Here is an 18,785-nt window from a genome sequence, read left to right as displayed (position 1 = left end):
GCAATGAACTTCCAACTGACCCAGGAACAGGAAATGCTCGTCGAGGCGGTGAAGAGCTTCGTCGAGAAGGAACTGCTGCCCTATGAGGAAGAAGTGGACCGCGCCGACGCTGTGTCCCCGGAGCTCGCCGCGCAGATTCGCGGCAAGGCCATCGCAGCAGGCTTCTACGCCTTCAACATGCCCGAGGAAGTCGGCGGCGGCGGCCTCGACTACCTGTCCCAGGCACTGATCGAGCGCGAACTGTCGAAAGTCTCCTGGGCGCTGCATGTGTTCGTCGCGCGGCCCTCGAAGATTCTCATGGCGTGCAAGGGTGAGCAGATTGAGCAATACCTGCTGCCTAGTATCCAGGGTGAAAAGATCGACTGTTTCGCGCTCACCGAACCGGGCGCCGGCTCCGATGCCAATTCCATCAAGACTCGCGCCGTTCGTGACGGTGAAGACTTCGTCCTGAACGGCAGCAAGCATTTCATCAGCCATGCCGGGCACGCCGATTTCGCGATTGTGTTCGCCGTTACCGATACCTTTGAGCACAACGGCAAGAAGCGCAATGCCGTCACCGCCTTCCTGGTGGACAAAGGCACCCCCGGCATGACCGTGCGCCGAGGTCCCAAGTGCGTCAGCAACAAGGGCTATCACACCTACGAAATCTTCTTCGATGACTGCCGCGTGCCGGCTTCCAAGGTCCTTGGCGAGGTTGGCAAGGGCTGGGAGGTGGCCAACGCGTGGCTCACTGCCGGCCGCGTGATGGTTGCCGCCAACTGCGTCGGCCAGGCCCAGCGTGCGCTCGACCTCTCCTTGCAGTGGGCGGCGGACCGTAAGCAGTTCGGCCAACCCATCGGCACCTACCAGGGGATCTCCTTCAAGCTCGCCGACATGGCCACGCAGATTCGCGCGGCCGAGCTGATGACCCTGCACACGGCCTGGAAGATGGACCAGGGCAGCATGACCGACGGCGAAGCCGGCATGGCCAAACTGTTCGCCAGCGAAGTGCTGGGCAAGGTGGCCGACGAAACGGTGCAGATTTTCGGCGGGATGGGCCTGATGGACGAAGGTCCGGTGGAGCGTATCTGGCGCAACGCGCGGATCGAACGCATCTGGGAAGGCACCTCGGAAATCCAGCGCCACATCATTTCTCGCGAACTGCTGCGGCCGCTGCTGCGCTGACACCTTGCTCCCCTCTCCCGCTTGCGGGGCGAAGAGGCACGCTTTCGGAAGCATCGCTTCCGGTGCCGATGAGCGACTGATCTCGAAGCGATCAGACCGGGGCGCGGAGCGGGGGCTGGGGGAGAGGGTAATGAGCCTTGTACCGAGACCTGACATGAAAAGAGAAAACCTCAAGCGCCTGCTGGCGCCGAAACACCTCGCCTTCATCGGCGGCCGCAGCATGGCGCGCGCCCTCAAGCGCTGCGCCGAGGGCGGCTTCGTCGGGCAGATGTGGCTGGTCAACCCGCAGCATGCCGAACTCGAAGGCGTGCCCTGCGTAGCCAGCGTCGCCGACCTGCCGTGCGGGCCGGACGCCGTCTTCATTGCCACCAATCGCGAACAGACCCTCGACAGCGTCGCCGCCCTGGCGGCAAAGGGCGCGGGCGGCGCCATCTGCTACGCCTCCGGCTTCGCCGAGACCGGCGAGGAAGGCTTGGTCCTGCAACAGAAGCTGCTCGCCGCCGCCGGCGAGATGGCCCTGCTCGGGCCCAACTGCTACGGCCTGCTCGACTACCTGCACGGTTCCGCCCTGTGGCCGGTGGCCCATGGCGGGCACCTGGTGGAGAAGGGCGTTGCGGTGCTGACCCAGAGCGGCAACTTCGCTTACAACCTGTCGATGAGCGACCGATCCCTGCCGGTGGCCTACATGGCCTCGGTGGGCAACCAGGCCCAGCTGGGCGTGGCCGAGCTGATGGACGTGCTGCTCGACGAACCGCGCGTCACCGCCATCGGCCTGCACCTGGAAGGCCTGAAGAATGTTCCCGGTTTCGCCCGCGCCGCCTACAAGGCGCTGCAGAAGGGCGTGCCAGTGATCGCCCTGAAGACCGGCGTCTCCGAGATCGGCGCCGAGCTCGCCCTTAGCCACACCAGCTCACTGGCCGGCTCCGACGTCCTCTACGACAGCCTCTTCGAGCGCCTCGGGGTGATCCGCGTGAGCGGCCCGGTGAGTTTCATGGAAACCCTCAAGGCCGCCGCCTGTGGCAACCTGCCGGCTGGCCCGAGCCTGGCCGCGCTGGCCTGCTCCGGCGGCGACGCCGGGCTTATTGCCGACTACGCCGAGCGCAACGGCCTGGCGCTGCCCAAGCTCGACAGCCTGCAGCGCGACGAACTGGCCCAGGTGCTGCCGGACTATGCCAACATCGCCAACCCGCTGGACTTCACCACCGCCATCTGGGGCGACGGTCCGGCGCTGGAGAAGATGCTCGACAGCGCCCTGCGAACCCCGGCCGACGCCGCCTTGCTGGTGCTCGACTACCCCGGCGAGGAAACTGGCGAACGGCCGCAGTGCGACCTGCTGCTGGAACTCTACTGCGCGGCGCTGAAGCGCCACGGCAAGGTTGGTTTCATCGCCTCGGCCTTCCCCGAGCTGCTGCCGGCCCACGCCCGCGAGTTGCTGCACGCCCAAGGCGTCGCCGCGCTGCAGGGGGTGGAGGATGGCCTCGCCGCCTGGGGTCGCATCGCCCACTACCGCCAGCGCCGCGAGGCGCTGCTGGCCCGTGGCGACGCGGCGCTGGTGCCGATCTGCCCGCTGCCCCTGGAGGGCCAGGGCCGGCTGCTCGATGAGTGGCAGTCCAAGCAGGCCCTGAAAGCCTTCGGCGTGCCGCTGCCCCAGGCTGTGCTGAGTACCCCGGGCCAGGCCCGCGAGGCGGCTGCCGACCTCGGCTTCCCGCTGGTGCTCAAGGCCGTCAGCGCGGACCTGCCGCACAAGACCGAAGCCGGCGGCGTGGCGCTCAACCTGCGCAACGAAGCGGCCCTGGAAGCGGCGCTGTTCGACATGCGCGAGAGCCTGGCCCGGCATGCGCCGCAGCTGGCCTTCGACCAGGTCCTGCTGGAGCGCATGGCGAGCCCGCCGCTGGCCGAGCTGATCGTCGGCATCAAGCGTGAGAACGGCTTCGCCCTGGCCCTGGTGATCGGCGCCGGCGGCATCCTCGTCGAACTGCTCAAGGACAGCCGCAGCCTGCTGCTACCGACCACCGACGCGGCGATCCGCGAGGCCCTGCAGAGCCTGCGCAGCGCGCCGCTGCTCACGGGTTTCCGTGGCCGCCCGGCGGTGCAGATGGATGCGCTGGTGGACGCCATCCGTGCGGTCGCCGACTACGCCTGCGAGCACGCCGACCAGTTGTTGGAGCTGGACGTGAACCCGCTGCTGGTCAACGCCGAGGGCGCGGTGGCGGTGGATGCGCTGATCCGTCTGGATCAACAACCCTGAGACTGATGTAGGAGCGAGCTCTGCTCGCGAACGACGCACTGTATGCCCTCGCGAGCAGAGCTCGCTCCTACGCGGCATGGCAGAGCCTTCAAAGGAGATCAATCCATGCAAGAGAACAAAACCCTCACCGGCGGCCAGGCTCTGGTCCGCCTGCTGGCCAACTACGGCGTCGACACCGTGTTCGGCATTCCCGGCGTGCACACCCTGGAGCTCTACCGCGGGCTGCCCGGCAGCGGCATCCGCCATGTGCTGACCCGCCACGAGCAGGGCGCCGGCTTCATGGCCGACGGTTATGCGCGGGTCAGCGGCAAACCCGGCGTGTGCTTCATCATCACCGGCCCGGGCGTGACCAATGCCGCGACACCCATTGGCCAGGCCTACGCAGACTCGATCCCGATGCTGGTGATTTCCAGCGTCAACCACACCGCCAGCCTGGGCAAAGGCTGGGGCTGCCTGCACGAGACCCAGGACCAGCGCGCAATCACCGCGCCGATCACCGCCTTCTCCGCCGTGGCCCTGACCGCCGAGGACCTGCCCGAGCTGGTCGCCCGCGCCTATGCCGTGTTCGACAGCGAGCGACCGCGCCCTGTGCATATCTCGGTACCGCTGGATGTGCTGGCCGCCCCGGTCGCGCGGGACTGGAGCCATGAGGTGGTACGCCGCCCCGGCCGCGGCCTGCCCGAGGCCCAGGCGCTGCACGCGGCGGCAGACAAGATCGCCGCCGCGAAGCAGCCGATGATCATCGCCGGCGGCGGTGCGCTGCACGCCGCCGAAGCCGTGCAGGCGCTCAGCGAGCGGCTGGCCGCGCCGGTGTTCACCAGCGTCGCCGGCAAGGGCCTGCTGCCGCCCGAGGCGCCGCTGAATGCCGGCGCCAGCCTCTGCGTGGCGCCGGGCTGGGAGATGATCGAGCAGGCCGACCTGGTGCTGGCGGTGGGCACCGAGATGGCCGATACCGACTTCTGGCGCGAACGCCTGCCGCTGTCCGGCGAACTGATCCGCATCGATATCGATCCGCGCAAGTTCAACGACTTCTATCCCTGCGCCGTGGCGCTGAAGGGCGATGCCCGGGCAACCCTGGACGCCTTGCTACAGCGTTTGCCGGAGCAGGGCAGGGCGACAGCGCAGGCCGTCGCCCAGGTGGCGCAACTGCGCGCGACGATCCGCCAGGGGCATGGGCCGCTGCAGGCGATCCACCAGGCCATCCTCGACCGCATCACTGCCGCGCTGCCGGCGGATGCCTTCATCAGTACCGACATGACCCAGCTGGCCTACACCGGTAACTACGCCTTCGCCAGCCGGGCGCCGCGCAGCTGGCTGCATCCCACCGGCTACGGCACGCTCGGCTACGGTTTGCCGGCCGGCATCGGCGCCAAGTTCGGCGCACCGCAGCGGCCCGGCCTCGTGCTGGTGGGCGATGGCGGATTCCTTTACACGGCCCAGGAGTTGGCCACCGCCACGGAGGAACTGGACAGCCCGCTGGTGGTGCTCCTGTGGAACAACGATGCCCTTGGGCAGATCCGTGACGACATGATCGGCCTCGATATTGAGCCGTTCGGTGTGCTGCCGCGCAACCCGGACTTCGCCGGCCTCGCCCGCGCCTTCGGCTGCACGGTGAAGCAGCCGCAGAGCCTCGACGAACTGGAGCAGGACCTGCGCGGCGGCTTCGGCCATCCCGGCGTCACCCTGATCGAACTGAAACACGCCTGCGCTCGCTGAGCCCGGGCCAAGGAGTTATTCATGCGCTTTTCCGACCTCACCCAACGTATCGCCGGCGACGGCGCGGCGGCCTGGAACATCCATTACCGCGCGCTGGAGCGCCAGGCGCAGGGGGACGACATCCTCCTGCTGTCCGTGGGAGACCCTGATTTCGACACGCCGCAACCCATCATCCAGGCGGCCATCGACAGCCTGCTCAACGGTAATACCCACTACTCCGACGTGCGCGGCAAACTCGCCCTGCGCCAGCGCATCGCCGCCTGGCACAACCAGCGCAGTGGCCAGGGCGTCGGTGCCGATCAGGTGACGGTGCTGGCCGGCGCGCAGTGCGCGCTGTACTGCGTGGTGCAGTGCCTGCTCAACCCAGGCGATGAGGTGATCGTGGCCGAGCCCATGTATGTCACCTATGAAGCCGTTTTCGGCGCCTGTGGCGCCAAGGTGATCCCAGTGCCGGTGCGTTCGGAGAACGGCTTCCGCATCCAGGCCGGGGATGTGGCCGCGGCCATCACGCCGCGCACCCGTGCCCTGGCACTCAACAGCCCGCACAACCCTTCGGGTGCGAGCCTGCCGCGCACCACTTGGGAGGCCCTGGCCGAACTGTGCATCGCCCACGATCTGTGGATGATCTCCGACGAGGTTTACAGCGAGTTGCTGTTTGAGGGCGAACACATCAGCCCGGCCAGCCTGCCGGGAATGGCTGAGCGCACCGCCACCCTCAACAGCCTGTCCAAGTCCCATGCCATGACCGGCTGGCGCGTGGGCTGGGTCGTGGGGTCAAAGGCGCTGGCCGGGCATCTGGAAAACCTCGCCCTGTGCATGCTCTACGGCTCGCCGGACTTCATCCAGGACGCGGCATGCGTGGCCCTGGAAGCGCGCCTGCCGGAACTGGAGGCGATGCGCGAGGCCTACCGCCAGCGTCGTGACCTGGTGTGCGCCTGCCTGGAGGGCCGCCCCGGCCTACGTGCGTTGAAACCGGATGGCGGCATGTTCGTGATGGTGGATATCCGCGCTACCGGGCTTTCCGCCCAGGACTTCGCCGACTACCTGCTGGATCACCATGGCGTGTCCGTGCTGGCCGGCGAAGCCTTCGGCCCCAGCGCCGCCGGGCATATCCGCCTGGGCCTGGTGCTGGGCAGCGCGCCCTTGCAGGAAGCCTGCCGGCGCATCGCTCGCTGCGCCGCCGAACTGATGGAGGAAAAACGCTATGCGTGAATATCGTCACCTGTTCATCGGCGGCGCCTGGGTCGCACCACAGGGCAGCGGCCTGGCCGACGTGATCAACCCGGCCACGGAGGAAGTCGCCGGCCGCGTGCCGCTGGGCAATGAAGCGGATGTCGAACGTGCGGTCGCGGCGGCGCGGCAGGCGTTCGCCGCCTGGTCGCGGACACCTTCTGCCGTGCGCGCCGGTTACATCCGCGCCCTGGCTGAACAGCTCAAGGTCCGCGCCGATGAGATGGCCGGCCTGATCACCGCCGAACTGGGCATGCCGGTGCAGTGGTGCCGCATGGTTCAGGTGGACGGGCCGATCGAGGGGTTGGAAAGCTACGTCGAGATCGCCGCGCAGATGGACGCCGTGCGCGAGGTTGGCAATTCCCTGGTGGTGCGCGAGCCGGTGGGCGTCTGCGCGTTCATCAATCCCTGGAACTACCCGCTGCACCAGATGATCGGCAAGCTGGCGCCGGCCCTGGCCGCCGGCTGCACCGTGGTGGTCAAGCCGAGCCAGGAAACCCCGCTGCATGCCTTCCTGCTGGCCGAGCTGATCGAGGCCATCGGCCTGCCGGCCGGGGTGTTCAACCTGGTCAGCGGGCCCGGCTCCAAGGTCGGCGAGGCGCTGGCGCGCCATCCTGATGTCGACATGGTTTCCTTTACCGGTTCCACCAGCGCCGGCGTGCGCGTGGCCGAGGCGGCGGCGCCGACGGTCAAGCGCGTGTGTCTGGAACTGGGCGGCAAGTCGCCGCTGCTGATCGGCGCCGACGCCGACCTGGCCGCCGCTGTGCGCTACGGCGTGCAGGACGTGATGGTCAACTCCGGGCAGACCTGCACGGCGCTGACCCGCATGCTGCTGCCGGCCAGCCGCTATGCCGAAGCGCTGGAGCTGGCGCGGGCCGAGACCGAGGCGCTGCGCATCGGCGACCCGCTGGACCCGGAATCCTTCCTCGGCCCGATGTGTTCCGCCGGGCAGCGGCGCACGGTGCGCGACTACATCCGCATTGGTCAGGAGGAGGGCGCCCGCCTCTTGACCGGTGGAGCCGATGCGCCCGTCGGCCTCGAACGTGGCTTCTATGTGCGGCCGACCCTGTTTGCCGATGTACACAACCAGATGCGCATCGCCCGCGAGGAAATCTTCGGCCCGGTGCTCTGCCTGATCCCCTACGCCGATGAAGAAGAGGCCGTGCGCATCGCCAACGATTCGCCCTTCGGCCTGTCCAGTGCGGTGTGGACCGCAACAAGGCCGCGCTCCCTGGAGCTGGCGCGGCAGTTGCGCGCCGGGCAGTGCTTCGTCAATGGCGCTGCCTTCAACTACCGCGCGCCCTTCGGCGGCTACAAGCAGTCGGGCAACGGCCGCGAGTGGGGCGAGGAGGGGCTGGCGGAGTTCGTCGAAACCAAGGCCATCCAGCTCTGATGCCGGCCGCGCTGAGGTGATGGCGTCCCGGCCCCAGGCCTTCATGGCCCTGTACCTCGCCACCCTGCTGCTGCAGGTGGCGGCGGGGCTGCTCAATTCCTGGGTGGCCCTGCGCAGCCTGGCCCTCGGTACCGCCGACTTCTTGATCGGCTCGCTGATGGCGGTGAATGCCCTCGGCCTGATGCTGGGCGCGCTCAGCGGCTACTGGCTGATCGCACGCATCGGCCATGTGCGGGCCTATGCGCTGGCGTGTGCGCTGGCCGTGGCGGCTACCCTGGCCCATGACTTCAGCACCTGGCTACCGTTCTGGCTGCTGCTGCGTTTCATCGTCGGGCTGGCCCTGATGAGCCTGTACATGGTGCTGGAGAGCTGGATCAACGAGCAGGTCGAGCCGGCGTCGCGCGGCAAGGTGCTGGCCTGGTACATGACCGCGTCCTTCCTTGGCCTGATCGGTGGCCAGTTGGGATTGGGCCTCGGCGGCGGCGCCAGCCGTGCGTTGCTCGACTTGGTGGCCATCGCTTTCGCCCTCTGCCTGGTGCCGGTCGCCTTTACCCGGCTTCCGCTGCCCCAGGCCGTCGCGACCAGGGAAAGCCTGCAGCCGTTGCGCTTCATCCGGCGGGTGCCGCAGGCGCTGCTGGCCATAGTCGTCACCGGGCTGCTGTCCGGTGCCTTCCACGGCCTGGCACCGGTCTATGCCAGTCAGCAAGGGATGGATGCGGCCATGGTCGGCCTGTTCATGGCGTCTTGCCTGGCGGCTGGCTTGCTTGCGCAGTTCCCCTTGGGGCTGCTGTCGGATCGCTTTGCGCGCCCGCGCCTGATCCGCCTGTTCGCCCTGCTGCTGGCCGTCGCCTGCCTGCCGTTGTTGTGGACACCGGTGCCGCTGGCGCTGTTGTTGGGCTGCGGCTTCGTCATCGGCCTGATGCAGTTCTCGCTCTACCCGCTGGCCCTGGCGTTGGCCAACGAGCGGATCGAGAGTTTAGAACGAGTGTCCCTGGCGGGGTTGTTCCTGGTGGGATTCGGCCTGGGCTCCAGCATCGGGCCGCTGCTGGCCGGGGCGGCGATGGAGGTTTTCGGTGGGCGTGCGCTCTACGGCTTTTCCGCGCTCTGCGGCCTGGTCCTGGCGCTGCTGGTGCGCGAGCGTCTGGCGGGCCGGCAGCCGGTCGCGGCGGGGGAGGGCTGAGCGGCTGTGAACATGTCGCTAACCTGCTGCGACGGCCTTCAATTTTTCACAGCCTCCGAGGTGCGCGCCTCAGCCCTGTGCGTCGCGGGGGGTATCGAAGGCCACGAACAACTGGTCGGCGGTGATCTTTTCCAGGTCCAGGCGGATGTTGGCCTCCAGCATGGCGAACAGCCCGGTGAAGACTTCATGGACCTTGCAGTGGTCCTCCATACCCGAGAAAGGGTTGTCGATCTTCTCGGCAATCAGCGAGCTTTCCTGCACCGCATCGTAGACCTCGCGCAAGGTGATCTGCTGTGGCTGGCGCGCCAGGGTCAGGCCGCCGCCTGCGCCACGCTGGGATTTCAGGATGTCGGCCTTGACCAGCTGCGACACCAGGTTGCGCACCCGTGTGGGATGCACCTTCACCCATTTGGCGATGGTTTCGGTGCGCAGCTTCTGCGGCGCGTTCGCGGCGACGAAGGAGAGGATGTAGGACGCCGTGATCAGGCGGGTCGACTGGCTCATGCAGGAGGCTCCGGGCGCAGCTGGCAGTGGGCGAACGTGAAAGGTTATTGACCGGATAACAATTAGTAAATGCCTCGGGCCATTTCAGCCGGCCAAATCTAGGGCAAGTCAGCGGACGAACCGACAAAGACGCAATTGCCATCACTGGAGTTCGCATTGGGCAATTGTTAATGTTGCGATGGCGATAACAATTAGGACGCGAAATCTCACCTGCAGCCAATCGTTCTTTCTGACCAGAACAGGGGTAAATGCAATGAGCGATAACAAGAACAAGATCACTCAGGCAATCCAGGACTTCCAACTGGAGCGCCGCGACTTCCTCAAGCTCGGGGCCATGGCCGGTCTGGCCGGCGCTGCGCTGTCCATGGGCCTGTCGCCGGGCGCCTGGGCAGGGGAGGCGACGCCCAAGCCGGGCGGCGTCCTGCGTCTGGGCCTGGCCGGTGGCAGCACTTCCGACTCCTTTGATCCGGGCACCTGGAGTGACACCTTCACCTTCGTCGGCTTCTCGGCGGTATACAACACCCTGGTGGAGATCGCCGTCGACGGTACGGCGATTCCGGAGCTGGCAGAGCGCTGGGAGTCCTCCCCGGATGCGAAGGTCTGGACCTTCAAGCTGCGCCAGGGCGTGCAGTTCCACAACGGCAAGACGCTCACAGTCGACGACGTGGTGGCCTCGATCCAGCATCACCTGGGGGAGAAGTCCACCTCGGCAGCCAAGGCGGTGCTTGGCGAGGTTGCAGCCGTGCGCGCGCAGGGGACGGACAGCGTGGTCTTCGAGCTGCGCTCGGGTAACGCCGACTTCCCCTATGTGGTGGCCGACTATCACCTGGCGATCATGCCGAGCAAGGATGGCGCGGCCGACTGGCGCGCCGGCATCGGCACCGGGGGCTACCGGATCAAGTCCTTCGAGCCTGGCGTGCGCATGATGCTGGAGCGCAACCCCGGCTACTGGAAGGCAGGGAGGGCGCACTTCGCCGAGGCCGAGCTGATCGGCATCAGTGATGGCGCGGCGCGGGTCAATTCCCTGATGACCGGGGCGGTGGACGTGATCAACAAGGTGGACCTGAAGACCGTCGCCCTGCTCAAGCGCAATCCGGGCCTGGTCATCGAGGAAACCAAGGGCGCGCAGCACTACACCTTCCCGATGCTCTGCGACAGCGCGCAGTTCGCCAACAACGACATTCGCCTGGCGATGAAGCATGGCATCGACCGCAAGGCCCTGCTCGATACAGTTCTGCGCGGCTATGGCCAGGTCGGAAACGACCATCCGATCCAGCCCGGCAGCCGCTTCCTCAATACTGAGCTGGCGCAGCGCACGTACGACCCCGAGCAGGCGCGCTTCTATCTGCGCAAGGCCGGGTTGGAGTCGCTCAAGGTGCGCCTGCAGGCCTCCGACGCCGCCTACGCCGGGGCGGTGGATGCCTCGGTGCTGTTCAAGGAGCAGGCCCGCGCCGCCGGCATCGAGATAGACGTAGTGCGCGAGCCGGCAGACGGCTTCTTTGCCAACGTCTGGAACAAGCAGCCCTTCACCACGTCGTTCTTCTACAGCAGCCTGACCGCCGACCGCATGTTCAGCATCGGCTACGCCAAGGGTGCCGCCTGGAACGAGTCGCACTGGGGCCATCCGCGTTTCAACGAACTGCTCAATGCCGCCCGCGGCGAGCTCAACGAGCCGCTGCGTCGCGAAATGTACAACGAGATGCAACAGCTCTGCCGGGACGAGGGCGGCACCATCATCCCGCTCTTCGCCAACTCCGTGGCGGCGCGCTCCAACCGGGTCACCCACGGCGGCGTCACGGCGCCCTATGGCGAACTGGATGGCCTGCGGGTCATCGAGCGCTGGTGGCAGGCCTGAGAGGAGTCGGGAACATGAATGGCATCCTCAAGTTGTTGTCCCAGCGGCTGGCCCTCGGGCTGGTGTCGCTGGTGGCGGTGTCGGTGATCATCTTCCTGGCGGTCGGCCTGTTGCCGGGCGATCTCGCCCAGGCGGTGCTCGGGCAGTCCGCCACGGCGGAAACCCTGGCCGCCCTGCGCGCGCAACTGGGGCTGGACCAGCCGCCGCTTGCGCGCTTCATGGCCTGGATCTGGCACTTCGTGCAGGGTGACCTCGGCGTGTCGCTGGCCAACCAGCGGCCCATCGCCGAACTGGTCGGCACGCGGCTGGGCAATACGCTGTTCCTCGCGGCCTTCGCTGCCCTGGTGTCGGTACCCCTGGCCCTGCTGCTGGGGATGCTGGCGGCCCTGTACCGCAACTCCTGGTTCGACCGCCTGCTGAACACCTCGGCACTCAGTGCCGTGTCCTTTCCGGAGTTCTTCGTCGCCTATCTGTTGATCCTGGTCTTTTCGGTGAAGCTGAACTGGTTCCCGAGCCTCTCCAACCTGGCGCCTGACGCGTCCTTCGCCACCATGCTGCAAACCGCGATCCTGCCGGTGGCGACCCTCAGCCTGGTGGTGATCGCGCAGATGATGCGCATGACCCGCGCGGCGTTGATCAACCTGCTGGCCAGCCCCTATATCGAGATGGCCCGGCTCAAGGGCATCGGCCAGGCGCGGATCATCTTCCGCCACGCCCTGCCCAACGCCCTGGCGCCCATCGTCAACGTGGTGGCACTGAACCTGGCCTACCTGGTGGTGGGGGTGGTGGTGGTCGAGGTGGTCTTCGTCTACCCCGGCCTCGGCCAGTTGCTGGTGGACTCGGTGGCCAAGCGCGACATCCCGGTGGTGCAGGCCTGCAGCCTGATCTTCGCGGGCACCTACATCCTCCTCAATACCCTGGCCGATGTGCTCTCCATCGCCAGCAACCCACGCCTGATGCATCCGAAGGGGTAGGCCATGACCAGCATTCTCAAGGCCTTGCTGCGGGCGCCCCTGAGCGCGCAGTTCGGTTTCGCGGTGATCCTCCTGTATCTCGTAGTGGCGCTGTTCGCGCCGCACCTGGCGCCCTACGGCGAAACCGAGGTGGTGGGCGAAGGGTTCGCACCCTGGGGCGGGCAGTTCCTGCTCGGCACCGACAACCTCGGGCGGGACATGCTCAGCCGGTTGATCTACGGCGCCCGCAACACCCTCGGCATCGCCTTCCTGACCACAGTGCTGGCGTTCCTGGTCGGCGGCCTGGCCGGGCTGGTGGCGGCCATTCGCGGCGGCTGGGTCGACCAGGGGCTGTCGCGCCTGGTGGACATCCTGATGGCCATTCCGCAACTGATCTTCGCCCTGCTGATCCTCAGTGTGGTGGGCACCACGGCCACTTCGCTGGTGCTGGTGATCGCCCTGCTGGATGCCACGCGGGTGTTCCGCCTGGCGCGGGCGGTGGCCATGACGGTGGTGGTGCAGGACTTCGTCGAGGCCGCCCGCCTGCGTGGCGAGGGGATCTGGTGGCTGGTGACCCGCGAAGTGCTGCCCAACGCGGCGGCTCCCCTGATCGCCGAGTTCGGCCTGCGCTTCTGCTTCGTCTTCCTGTTCATCAGCGCGCTGTCCTTCCTCGGCCTGGGTATCCAGCCGCCGACCTCCGACTGGGGCAGCATGGTCCGCGACAATGCGGTGCTGATCACCTTCGGCGACATCACGCCGCTGCTTCCCGCCCTGGCGGTGGCGCTGCTGACGATCGGGGTCAATTTCGTCGTCGACTGGATGCTGCACAAGTCCAGCGGACTCAAGGAGTGCTGAGCATGAGCGAGCAAGCGAATCGCCCCCTGCTGGAAATCCACGACCTGCACATCGAAGGTCACTTCGATGATGCCTGGCACCCGCTGGTCAAGGGCATCGACCTGACCCTGCAGCGCGGTGAAGTACTCGGCCTGATCGGCGAGTCCGGCGCTGGCAAGTCCACTCTCGGGTTGGCCGCCATGGGCTATACCCGCGATGGCTGCCGCATCACCCGTGGTTCGATCCGTTTCGACGGCCAGGACCTGCGGCAGTGCTCGGCCGAGGCGCTGCGCAAGCTGCGCGGCCTGCGCATCGCCTATGTGGCGCAGAGCGCGGCGGCCTCCTTCAACCCGGCGCAACGGCTGATCGACCAGCATGTCGAGACCGCCGTGCAGAACGGCGGCATCTCGCGTGCCCAGGCCGAGCGAGATGCCGTGGAGCTGTACCGGGTGCTGCGCTTGCCGGACCCGGAGCGCATCGGCCAGCGCTATCCGCACCAGCTGTCCGGTGGCCAGTTGCAACGGGCGATGACCGCCATGGCGATGGCCTGCCACCCGGACCTGATCATCTTCGACGAGCCGACCACGGCGCTGGATGTGACCACCCAGACCGAGGTGCTGGCGGCCATCCGCGATGCGGTGGCGCGCTATGGCACGGCGGCCCTCTACATCAGCCACGACCTGGCGGTGGTGGCGCAGATGGCCGACCGCATCATGGTGCTGCGTCACGGCAGCCTGGTGGAGGAGGCACAGACCCGGCAGATGTTGGCCGCCCCGCAACAGGATTACACCCGCTCTCTGTGGGCCGTGCGCAGCTTCCACACCGAACCCAAGGCCGGCGTCCAGGCTGCGAAGCCCTTGCTGGATCTGCGCAAGGCCTCGGCCAGCTATGGCGACCAGCCGGTGCTGCATGAGGTGTCGCTGAAGCTCCAGCGCGGCCAGACCCTGGCGGTGATCGGTGAATCCGGCAGCGGCAAGAGCACCACGGCACGGGTCATCACCGGCCTGCTGCAGCCGAGCTCCGGCCAGGTTCTGTACGACGGCGTGGCCCTGCCGGCGGACTTCCGCCGCCGCAGCAAGGAGCAATTGCGCCGAATCCAGATGATCTACCAGATTCCCGATACCGCGCTGAACCCGCGGCAGAGCATCGCCGACATCCTCGGCCGCCCGCTGGCCTTCTACCTGGGGCTCAAGGGCAAGGCCCTGCGTAACCGGGTGGCGGAGTTGCTGGAAATGATCGAACTGGATCCTGCGAAGTTCATGCAGCGCCAGCCGCGCGAACTCTCCGGCGGGCAGAAGCAGCGCATCTGCATCGCCCGCGCCCTGGCCGCCGAACCCGAGCTGATCATCTGCGACGAGGTCACCTCGGCCCTCGACCAGCTGGTGGCCGAGGGCATCCTCAAGCTGCTCGACCGGGTCCAGCGGCAGCTGGGCGTTGCCTACCTGTTCATCACCCACGACGTGGCCACGGTGCGCGCCATCGCCGACCAGGTGGTGGTGATGCAGCGGGGCAGGGTGGTCGACCAGGGCGAGCGCAACCGAATCTTCACCCCGCCATTCCACGACTACACCGGCCTGTTGTTCTCGTCCGAGCCGCAGATGGACCCCGACTGGCTCGAGTCCATCCTCAGCCAGCGCGGCCAGCCCGCCATTTCCGCTTGATCCAGAAGGTAATCCCATGAATGTATTGATCGTCCACGCCCACCCCGAGCCGCAATCCTTCACCAGCGCCCTGCGCGACCTGGCCGTGGAAACGCTGCAGGGGCAGGGGCATCAGGTGCGGGTCTCCGACCTCTACGCGATGAACTGGAACCCGGTGGCGTCGGCCTCCGACTTTTCCGAGCGAACCAACCCGGACTACCTGGTCTACGCGCTGGAGCAGCGCGAGGGCGTCAAGTCCGGGCGGATCGCCGCGGACATCCAGGCCGAGCTGGACAAGTTGCTCTGGGCAGATCTGGTGATCTTCAACTTCCCGCTCTACTGGTTCTCGGTGCCGGCCATGCTCAAGGGCTGGATCGACCGGGTGCTGGTATCGGGCGTCTGCTACGGCGGCAAGCGCTTCTACGACCAGGGCGGGCTGGCCGGCAAGAAGGCGCTGGTCACCCTGACCCTGGGCGGGCGCGATCACATGTTCGGCGAGGGGGCCATCCACGGCCCGCTGGAAGACATGCTGCGCCCACTGCTGCGTGGCACCCTGGCCTATGTCGGCCTGGACGTGCTGCCGCCCTTCGTGGCCTGGCATGTGCCTTATATCAGCAACGATGCCCGCCAGGATTTCCTGCGTGCCTATCAGGAACGCTTGCAGCACCTGGAACAGGATGTGCCGCTGCAATTCCCTCGCCTGGAGCAGTTTGACGACCGGTTGTACCCGCTGGCGCGATGAGCACCGCAAGGCCGCCCAAGGGCGGCCTTCTCATTTCCAGGTAGGGTGCGCCATGCGCACCGAGATCCCCGTGCAGGAAGCCTGGTGCGCGCAGCGCACCCTACGAGGTGCCAGCGGCAAGGCGGCAACCAGCGGCAAACATCCTTGCCGCTTTGCCGCTCCTGCAGTTCCAGCGGAACCCCATTGCCGCTTATTGCCGCTCATTTATTCACTAAGATATTGAAAATAAAGGATAAATATATTTGGCACGGCCTTTGCTGAATGTCTGGCAAGCAAACCAGATTGCCACTGGCAAAGGTTCCGGACATGAGCATCAGTTTCGAAAAGGCCCTCGGCATCCATCAGCAAGCCCTCAGCTTCCGCGCGCAGCGTGGCGAGGTGCTGGCCAACAACATCGCCAACGCCGACACCCCGAACTACAAGGCTCGTGATCTGGATTTCGCCAGCGTACTGGCCCAGCAGTCGGAGAAAGCCGCCAGCGGCAGCTTCCAGGCCACCCGTACCAACGAGCAGCACATCGCCGCCGAAGGCTTCGATATGGCCGATGCCTCGCTGAAGTACCGCATTCCGTTCCAGGCGGCCGTCGACCAGAACACTGTCGACGCCCAGCTCGAGCAATCGAACTACACCGAGAACGCCATGCAGTTCCAGGCCAGCTTCACCTTCCTCAATAGCAAGTTCAAAGGGCTGATCGGCGCCCTGCGCGGCGAATAACGGAGAGCCAAGCCATGTCCCTGTCCAGCATCTTCAACATCGCCGGAACCGGCATGAGTGCCCAGAACACTCGGCTGAACACCATCTCCAGCAACATCGCCAACGCCGAGACCGTTTCCTCCAGCCTCGATCAGACCTACCGCGCCCGCCACCCGGTGTTCGCCACCGTGATGCAGGACAGCCTGGGTAATGGCGACCAGGGCTCGCTGTTCGCCGATCAGGATCAGTCCGGCGCCGGCGTCCAGGTGCTCGGCGTGATCGAGGACCAGAGCACCCTGACTCCGCGCTACGAGCCGAGCCATCCCGCGGCCAACGCGGATGGCTACGTCTACTACCCGAATGTGAACGTGGTGGAAGAGATGGCGGACATGATTTCCGCCAGCCGTTCCTTCCAGACCAACGTCGAAATGATGAACACCGCCAAGCAGATGATGCAGAAAGTGCTGACCCTGGGTCAGTAACAGGGAGCGAAATAGCATGAGTGTCAGCAACGTCTCGACCACCGATACCCAGTCGATCCTCGACCAGTACTCGATCAAGAATGAGACCACCAGCAGCAAGGACCTCGGCAAGAACGAGTTCCTCGAACTGCTGGTGGCCCAGCTGAACAACCAGGACCCCCTCTCGCCCCAGGAGAACGGCGAATTCATCGCCCAACTGGCCCAGTTCAGCCAGGTGGAAGGCATCGAAAAGATGAACACCAGCATGGGTTCGCTGCTTTCCGGCTACCAGTCGTCCCAGGCGCTGCAAGCCTCGTCGCTGGTGGGGCGCAAGGTCATCGTGCCCACCGAGAAGGCGGTGGTGGACACCAGCGAAACCTTCAAGGCCAGCGCCAACCTGCCGATTTCCAGCAGCAACGTCTGGGTCAACGTCTACGACGGCGCAGGTTCACTGGTGAACCGTATCAACCTGGGCCAGCAGTCCGCCGGCAGCGTCAGCTTCATGTGGGACGGCAAGGATTCCAGCGGCAATCTCATGCCGCCGGGCACCTACAAGTTCGAAGCGCAGGCGCAGTACGGCGGCGAGACCAAGGCCCTCTACACCCTGCTGCCGGCCAACGTCGACAGCGTCACCCTGGGGCAGAACGGCGGCGAACTGATGCTCAACCTCGCGGGCATCGGCAGCGTCGGCCTGTCCAAGGTCCAGGTCATCGGTCAGTAACTTCCCGGTTCAGAGCGCCGGGAAGCACCGGCAAAGGAGATTCAAATGGCGTTCAACATCGGTCTCAGTGGCCTGCGGGCAGCGACCAGCGACCTCAATGTCACCGGCAACAACATTGCCAACGCCGGCACTGCGGGCTTCAAGCAGTCCCGCGCGGAGTTCGCCGACGTCTATGCCTCTTCGGTGCTCGGCACCGGCAAGAATCCCCAGGGCAGTGGCGTTGCCCTCGGCGACGTGTCGCAGTTGTTCAACCAGGGCAACATCAACTACACCCAGAACGCCCTGGACTTGGCCATCAATGGCAACGGCTTCTTCCAGACCAGTAACAATGGCGAGGTCAGCTACACCCGTGCCGGCTACTTCGGCACTGACCGCGATGGCTACATCGTCAACAACTTCGGTTACCGCCTGCAGGGCTACGGCGTGGATGGCAACGGCAACCTGCAGAACGGCGTGGTCAGCGACCTGCAGGTGCAGACCTCGAGCCAGGCACCCAAGGCCACCACCCAGATGGCGCAGAAGTTCAACCTGAACTCCACCACCAAGGCGCCGACCAATACCCCGTTCAACCCGGCCGACCCGACCACCTACACCTCGTCCACCTCGGTCAACATCTATGACTCCCAGGGCAACGCCCATGTCATGACCCAGTACTTCATCAATAACTCGGACCCGGCCGCGACTCCGCCAGTCACCAACAACTGGACCATGGCGGTCCTGGTGGACGGGCGCAATCCGGCCGATCCCACCAGTACCGATCCGCACACCACCAACCTGCTGTTCAATGCCGACGGCAGCCTGAATACCGCCGGCATGGCGGCCGGTGGCGAACTGAACTACGACCCGGCCACCGGCCTGATGAACCTGGACGACTGGGTCCCGGCGGTATCCGATGGCGGCACCCCGGCGCAGTGGTCGTCCAACGGCGCCACGGCCAATGCGGGTGGTGTCAGTATCGATATCCGTGGTTCCAGCCAGTATTCCAGCGCCTTCGCCGTCAACAGCATCAGCCAGGACGGCTACACCACCGGCCAGCTAGCGGGCCTGGAAATCGACGACACCGGCGTGATCTTCGCACGCTACACCAACGGCCAGTCCAAGGTGCAAGGCCAGGTCATCCTCGCCAACTTCGCCAGCGTCCAGGGCCTGACCCCGGTGGGCAAGACGGGCTGGGTGCAGTCCTTCGAGTCCGGTGAGCCGGTAGTGGGCACGCCGCGTTCCGGCACCCTGGGTGCCTTGCAGGCGGGCGCCCTGGAAGACTCCAACGTCGAGTTGTCGGACCAGTTGGTGAACCTGATCGTCGCCCAGCGCAACTACCAGGCGAACGCCAAGACCATCCAGACTGAGGACGCCGTAACCCAGACCATCATCAATCTCCGCTGATAGTTCGTAGGGTGCGCTGCGCGCACCGGTACCGGCGCCGGGGTAGCGTCTTTGCCCAGGCATTGCTT

General features: G+C 66.3%; 16 protein-coding genes. 15 read left to right on the top strand and 1 reads right to left on the bottom strand.

All coding sequences use genetic code 11. From position 1 onward, the window contains the following. Positions 1–3: 3 nt before the first annotated feature. The 6 genes from THL1_RS19780 (at position 4) to THL1_RS19755 (ending at position 8,931) form a co-directional block, all read left to right on the top strand. Positions 4–1,164, top strand: coding sequence for an acyl-CoA dehydrogenase family protein (locus tag THL1_RS19780; protein WP_069084825.1), 1,161 nt, complete (start codon positions 4–6; stop codon positions 1,162–1,164). 154 nt (positions 1,165–1,318) lie between these two features. Next, positions 1,319–3,412, top strand: a complete 2,094-nt coding sequence (locus THL1_RS19775; RefSeq protein WP_069084824.1) for an acetate--CoA ligase family protein — start codon at positions 1,319–1,321, stop codon at positions 3,410–3,412. 105 nt (positions 3,413–3,517) lie between these two features. Continuing rightward, positions 3,518–5,128: a 5-guanidino-2-oxopentanoate decarboxylase gene (locus THL1_RS19770; protein ID WP_069084823.1), complete on the top strand. Its 1,611-nt coding sequence runs from the start codon at positions 3,518–3,520 to the stop codon at positions 5,126–5,128. A gap of 21 nt (positions 5,129–5,149) precedes the next feature. Then, positions 5,150–6,340 carry a pyridoxal phosphate-dependent aminotransferase gene (locus THL1_RS19765; protein WP_069084822.1) on the top strand — a complete coding sequence of 397 codons (1,191 nt, stop codon included), beginning with the start codon at positions 5,150–5,152 and terminating at the stop codon, positions 6,338–6,340. Next, complete coding sequence (locus THL1_RS19760; protein ID WP_069084821.1) at positions 6,333–7,751, top strand: aldehyde dehydrogenase family protein; 1,419 nt, start codon at positions 6,333–6,335, stop codon at positions 7,749–7,751. The genes THL1_RS19765 and THL1_RS19760 overlap by 8 nt, the downstream gene beginning before the upstream one ends. After that, complete coding sequence (locus THL1_RS19755) at positions 7,633–8,931, top strand: MFS transporter (protein ID WP_145928345.1); 1,299 nt, start codon at positions 7,633–7,635, stop codon at positions 8,929–8,931. Before THL1_RS19760 ends, THL1_RS19755 begins: the two co-directional genes overlap by 119 nt. Positions 8,932–9,000: 69 nt before the next feature. Here THL1_RS19755 and THL1_RS19750 read toward each other — a convergent pair whose 3' ends face one another. Then, a complete protein-coding gene (locus THL1_RS19750) occupies positions 9,001–9,435 on the bottom strand; it encodes an RrF2 family transcriptional regulator (RefSeq protein WP_069084819.1) in 435 nt (144 codons plus the stop codon). Between the two features lie 253 nt (positions 9,436–9,688). Between THL1_RS19750 and THL1_RS19745 the strand changes: the two genes are divergently transcribed. From THL1_RS19745 to flgE, 9 genes are all read left to right on the top strand, one after another. Then, the gene (locus THL1_RS19745; RefSeq protein ID WP_069084818.1) at positions 9,689–11,290 is read left to right on the top strand and encodes an ABC transporter substrate-binding protein; all 1,602 of its coding nucleotides are present in this window, start codon (positions 9,689–9,691) and stop codon (positions 11,288–11,290) included. A 14-nt stretch (positions 11,291–11,304) separates the two neighbouring features. Continuing rightward, positions 11,305–12,264 carry an ABC transporter permease gene (locus THL1_RS29820; RefSeq protein ID WP_069084817.1) on the top strand — a complete coding sequence of 320 codons (960 nt, stop codon included), beginning with the start codon at positions 11,305–11,307 and terminating at the stop codon, positions 12,262–12,264. Positions 12,265–12,267: 3 nt separating this feature from the next. Next, complete coding sequence (locus tag THL1_RS29815) at positions 12,268–13,098, top strand: ABC transporter permease (protein ID WP_069084816.1); 831 nt, start codon at positions 12,268–12,270, stop codon at positions 13,096–13,098. A gap of 2 nt (positions 13,099–13,100) precedes the next feature. Beyond that, positions 13,101–14,738 (top strand): ABC transporter ATP-binding protein, encoded by a 1,638-nt coding sequence (locus tag THL1_RS19730; RefSeq protein ID WP_069084815.1) that lies wholly within the window; start codon positions 13,101–13,103, stop codon positions 14,736–14,738. 16 nt (positions 14,739–14,754) lie between these two features. Then, positions 14,755–15,459, top strand: a complete 705-nt coding sequence (locus THL1_RS19725) for an NAD(P)H-dependent oxidoreductase (protein ID WP_069084814.1) — start codon at positions 14,755–14,757, stop codon at positions 15,457–15,459. Positions 15,460–15,765: 306 nt separating this feature from the next. Beyond that, positions 15,766–16,173, top strand: coding sequence for a flagellar basal body rod protein FlgB (flgB, locus tag THL1_RS19720; RefSeq protein ID WP_069084813.1), 408 nt, complete (start codon positions 15,766–15,768; stop codon positions 16,171–16,173). Between the two features lie 14 nt (positions 16,174–16,187). Next, on the top strand, positions 16,188–16,634 hold the full coding sequence (flgC, locus tag THL1_RS19715) for a flagellar basal body rod protein FlgC (RefSeq protein WP_069084812.1): 447 nt from the start codon (positions 16,188–16,190) through the stop codon (positions 16,632–16,634). A 16-nt stretch (positions 16,635–16,650) separates the two neighbouring features. Next, positions 16,651–17,334, top strand: a complete 684-nt coding sequence (flgD, locus tag THL1_RS19710) for a flagellar hook assembly protein FlgD (RefSeq protein WP_069084811.1) — start codon at positions 16,651–16,653, stop codon at positions 17,332–17,334. A 45-nt stretch (positions 17,335–17,379) separates the two neighbouring features. After that, the gene (gene flgE, locus THL1_RS19705) at positions 17,380–18,717 is read left to right on the top strand and encodes a flagellar hook protein FlgE (RefSeq protein WP_069084810.1); all 1,338 of its coding nucleotides are present in this window, start codon (positions 17,380–17,382) and stop codon (positions 18,715–18,717) included. The last annotated feature ends 68 nt before the right edge of the window (positions 18,718–18,785 follow it).

Origin of the sequence: Pseudomonas sp. TCU-HL1, assembly GCF_001708505.1 — a bacterium.
Classification (GTDB): domain Bacteria; phylum Pseudomonadota; class Gammaproteobacteria; order Pseudomonadales; family Pseudomonadaceae; genus Metapseudomonas.
Note: the sequence above shows the minus strand (reverse complement) of the source record. Positions and strands in the feature narration are given on the sequence as shown.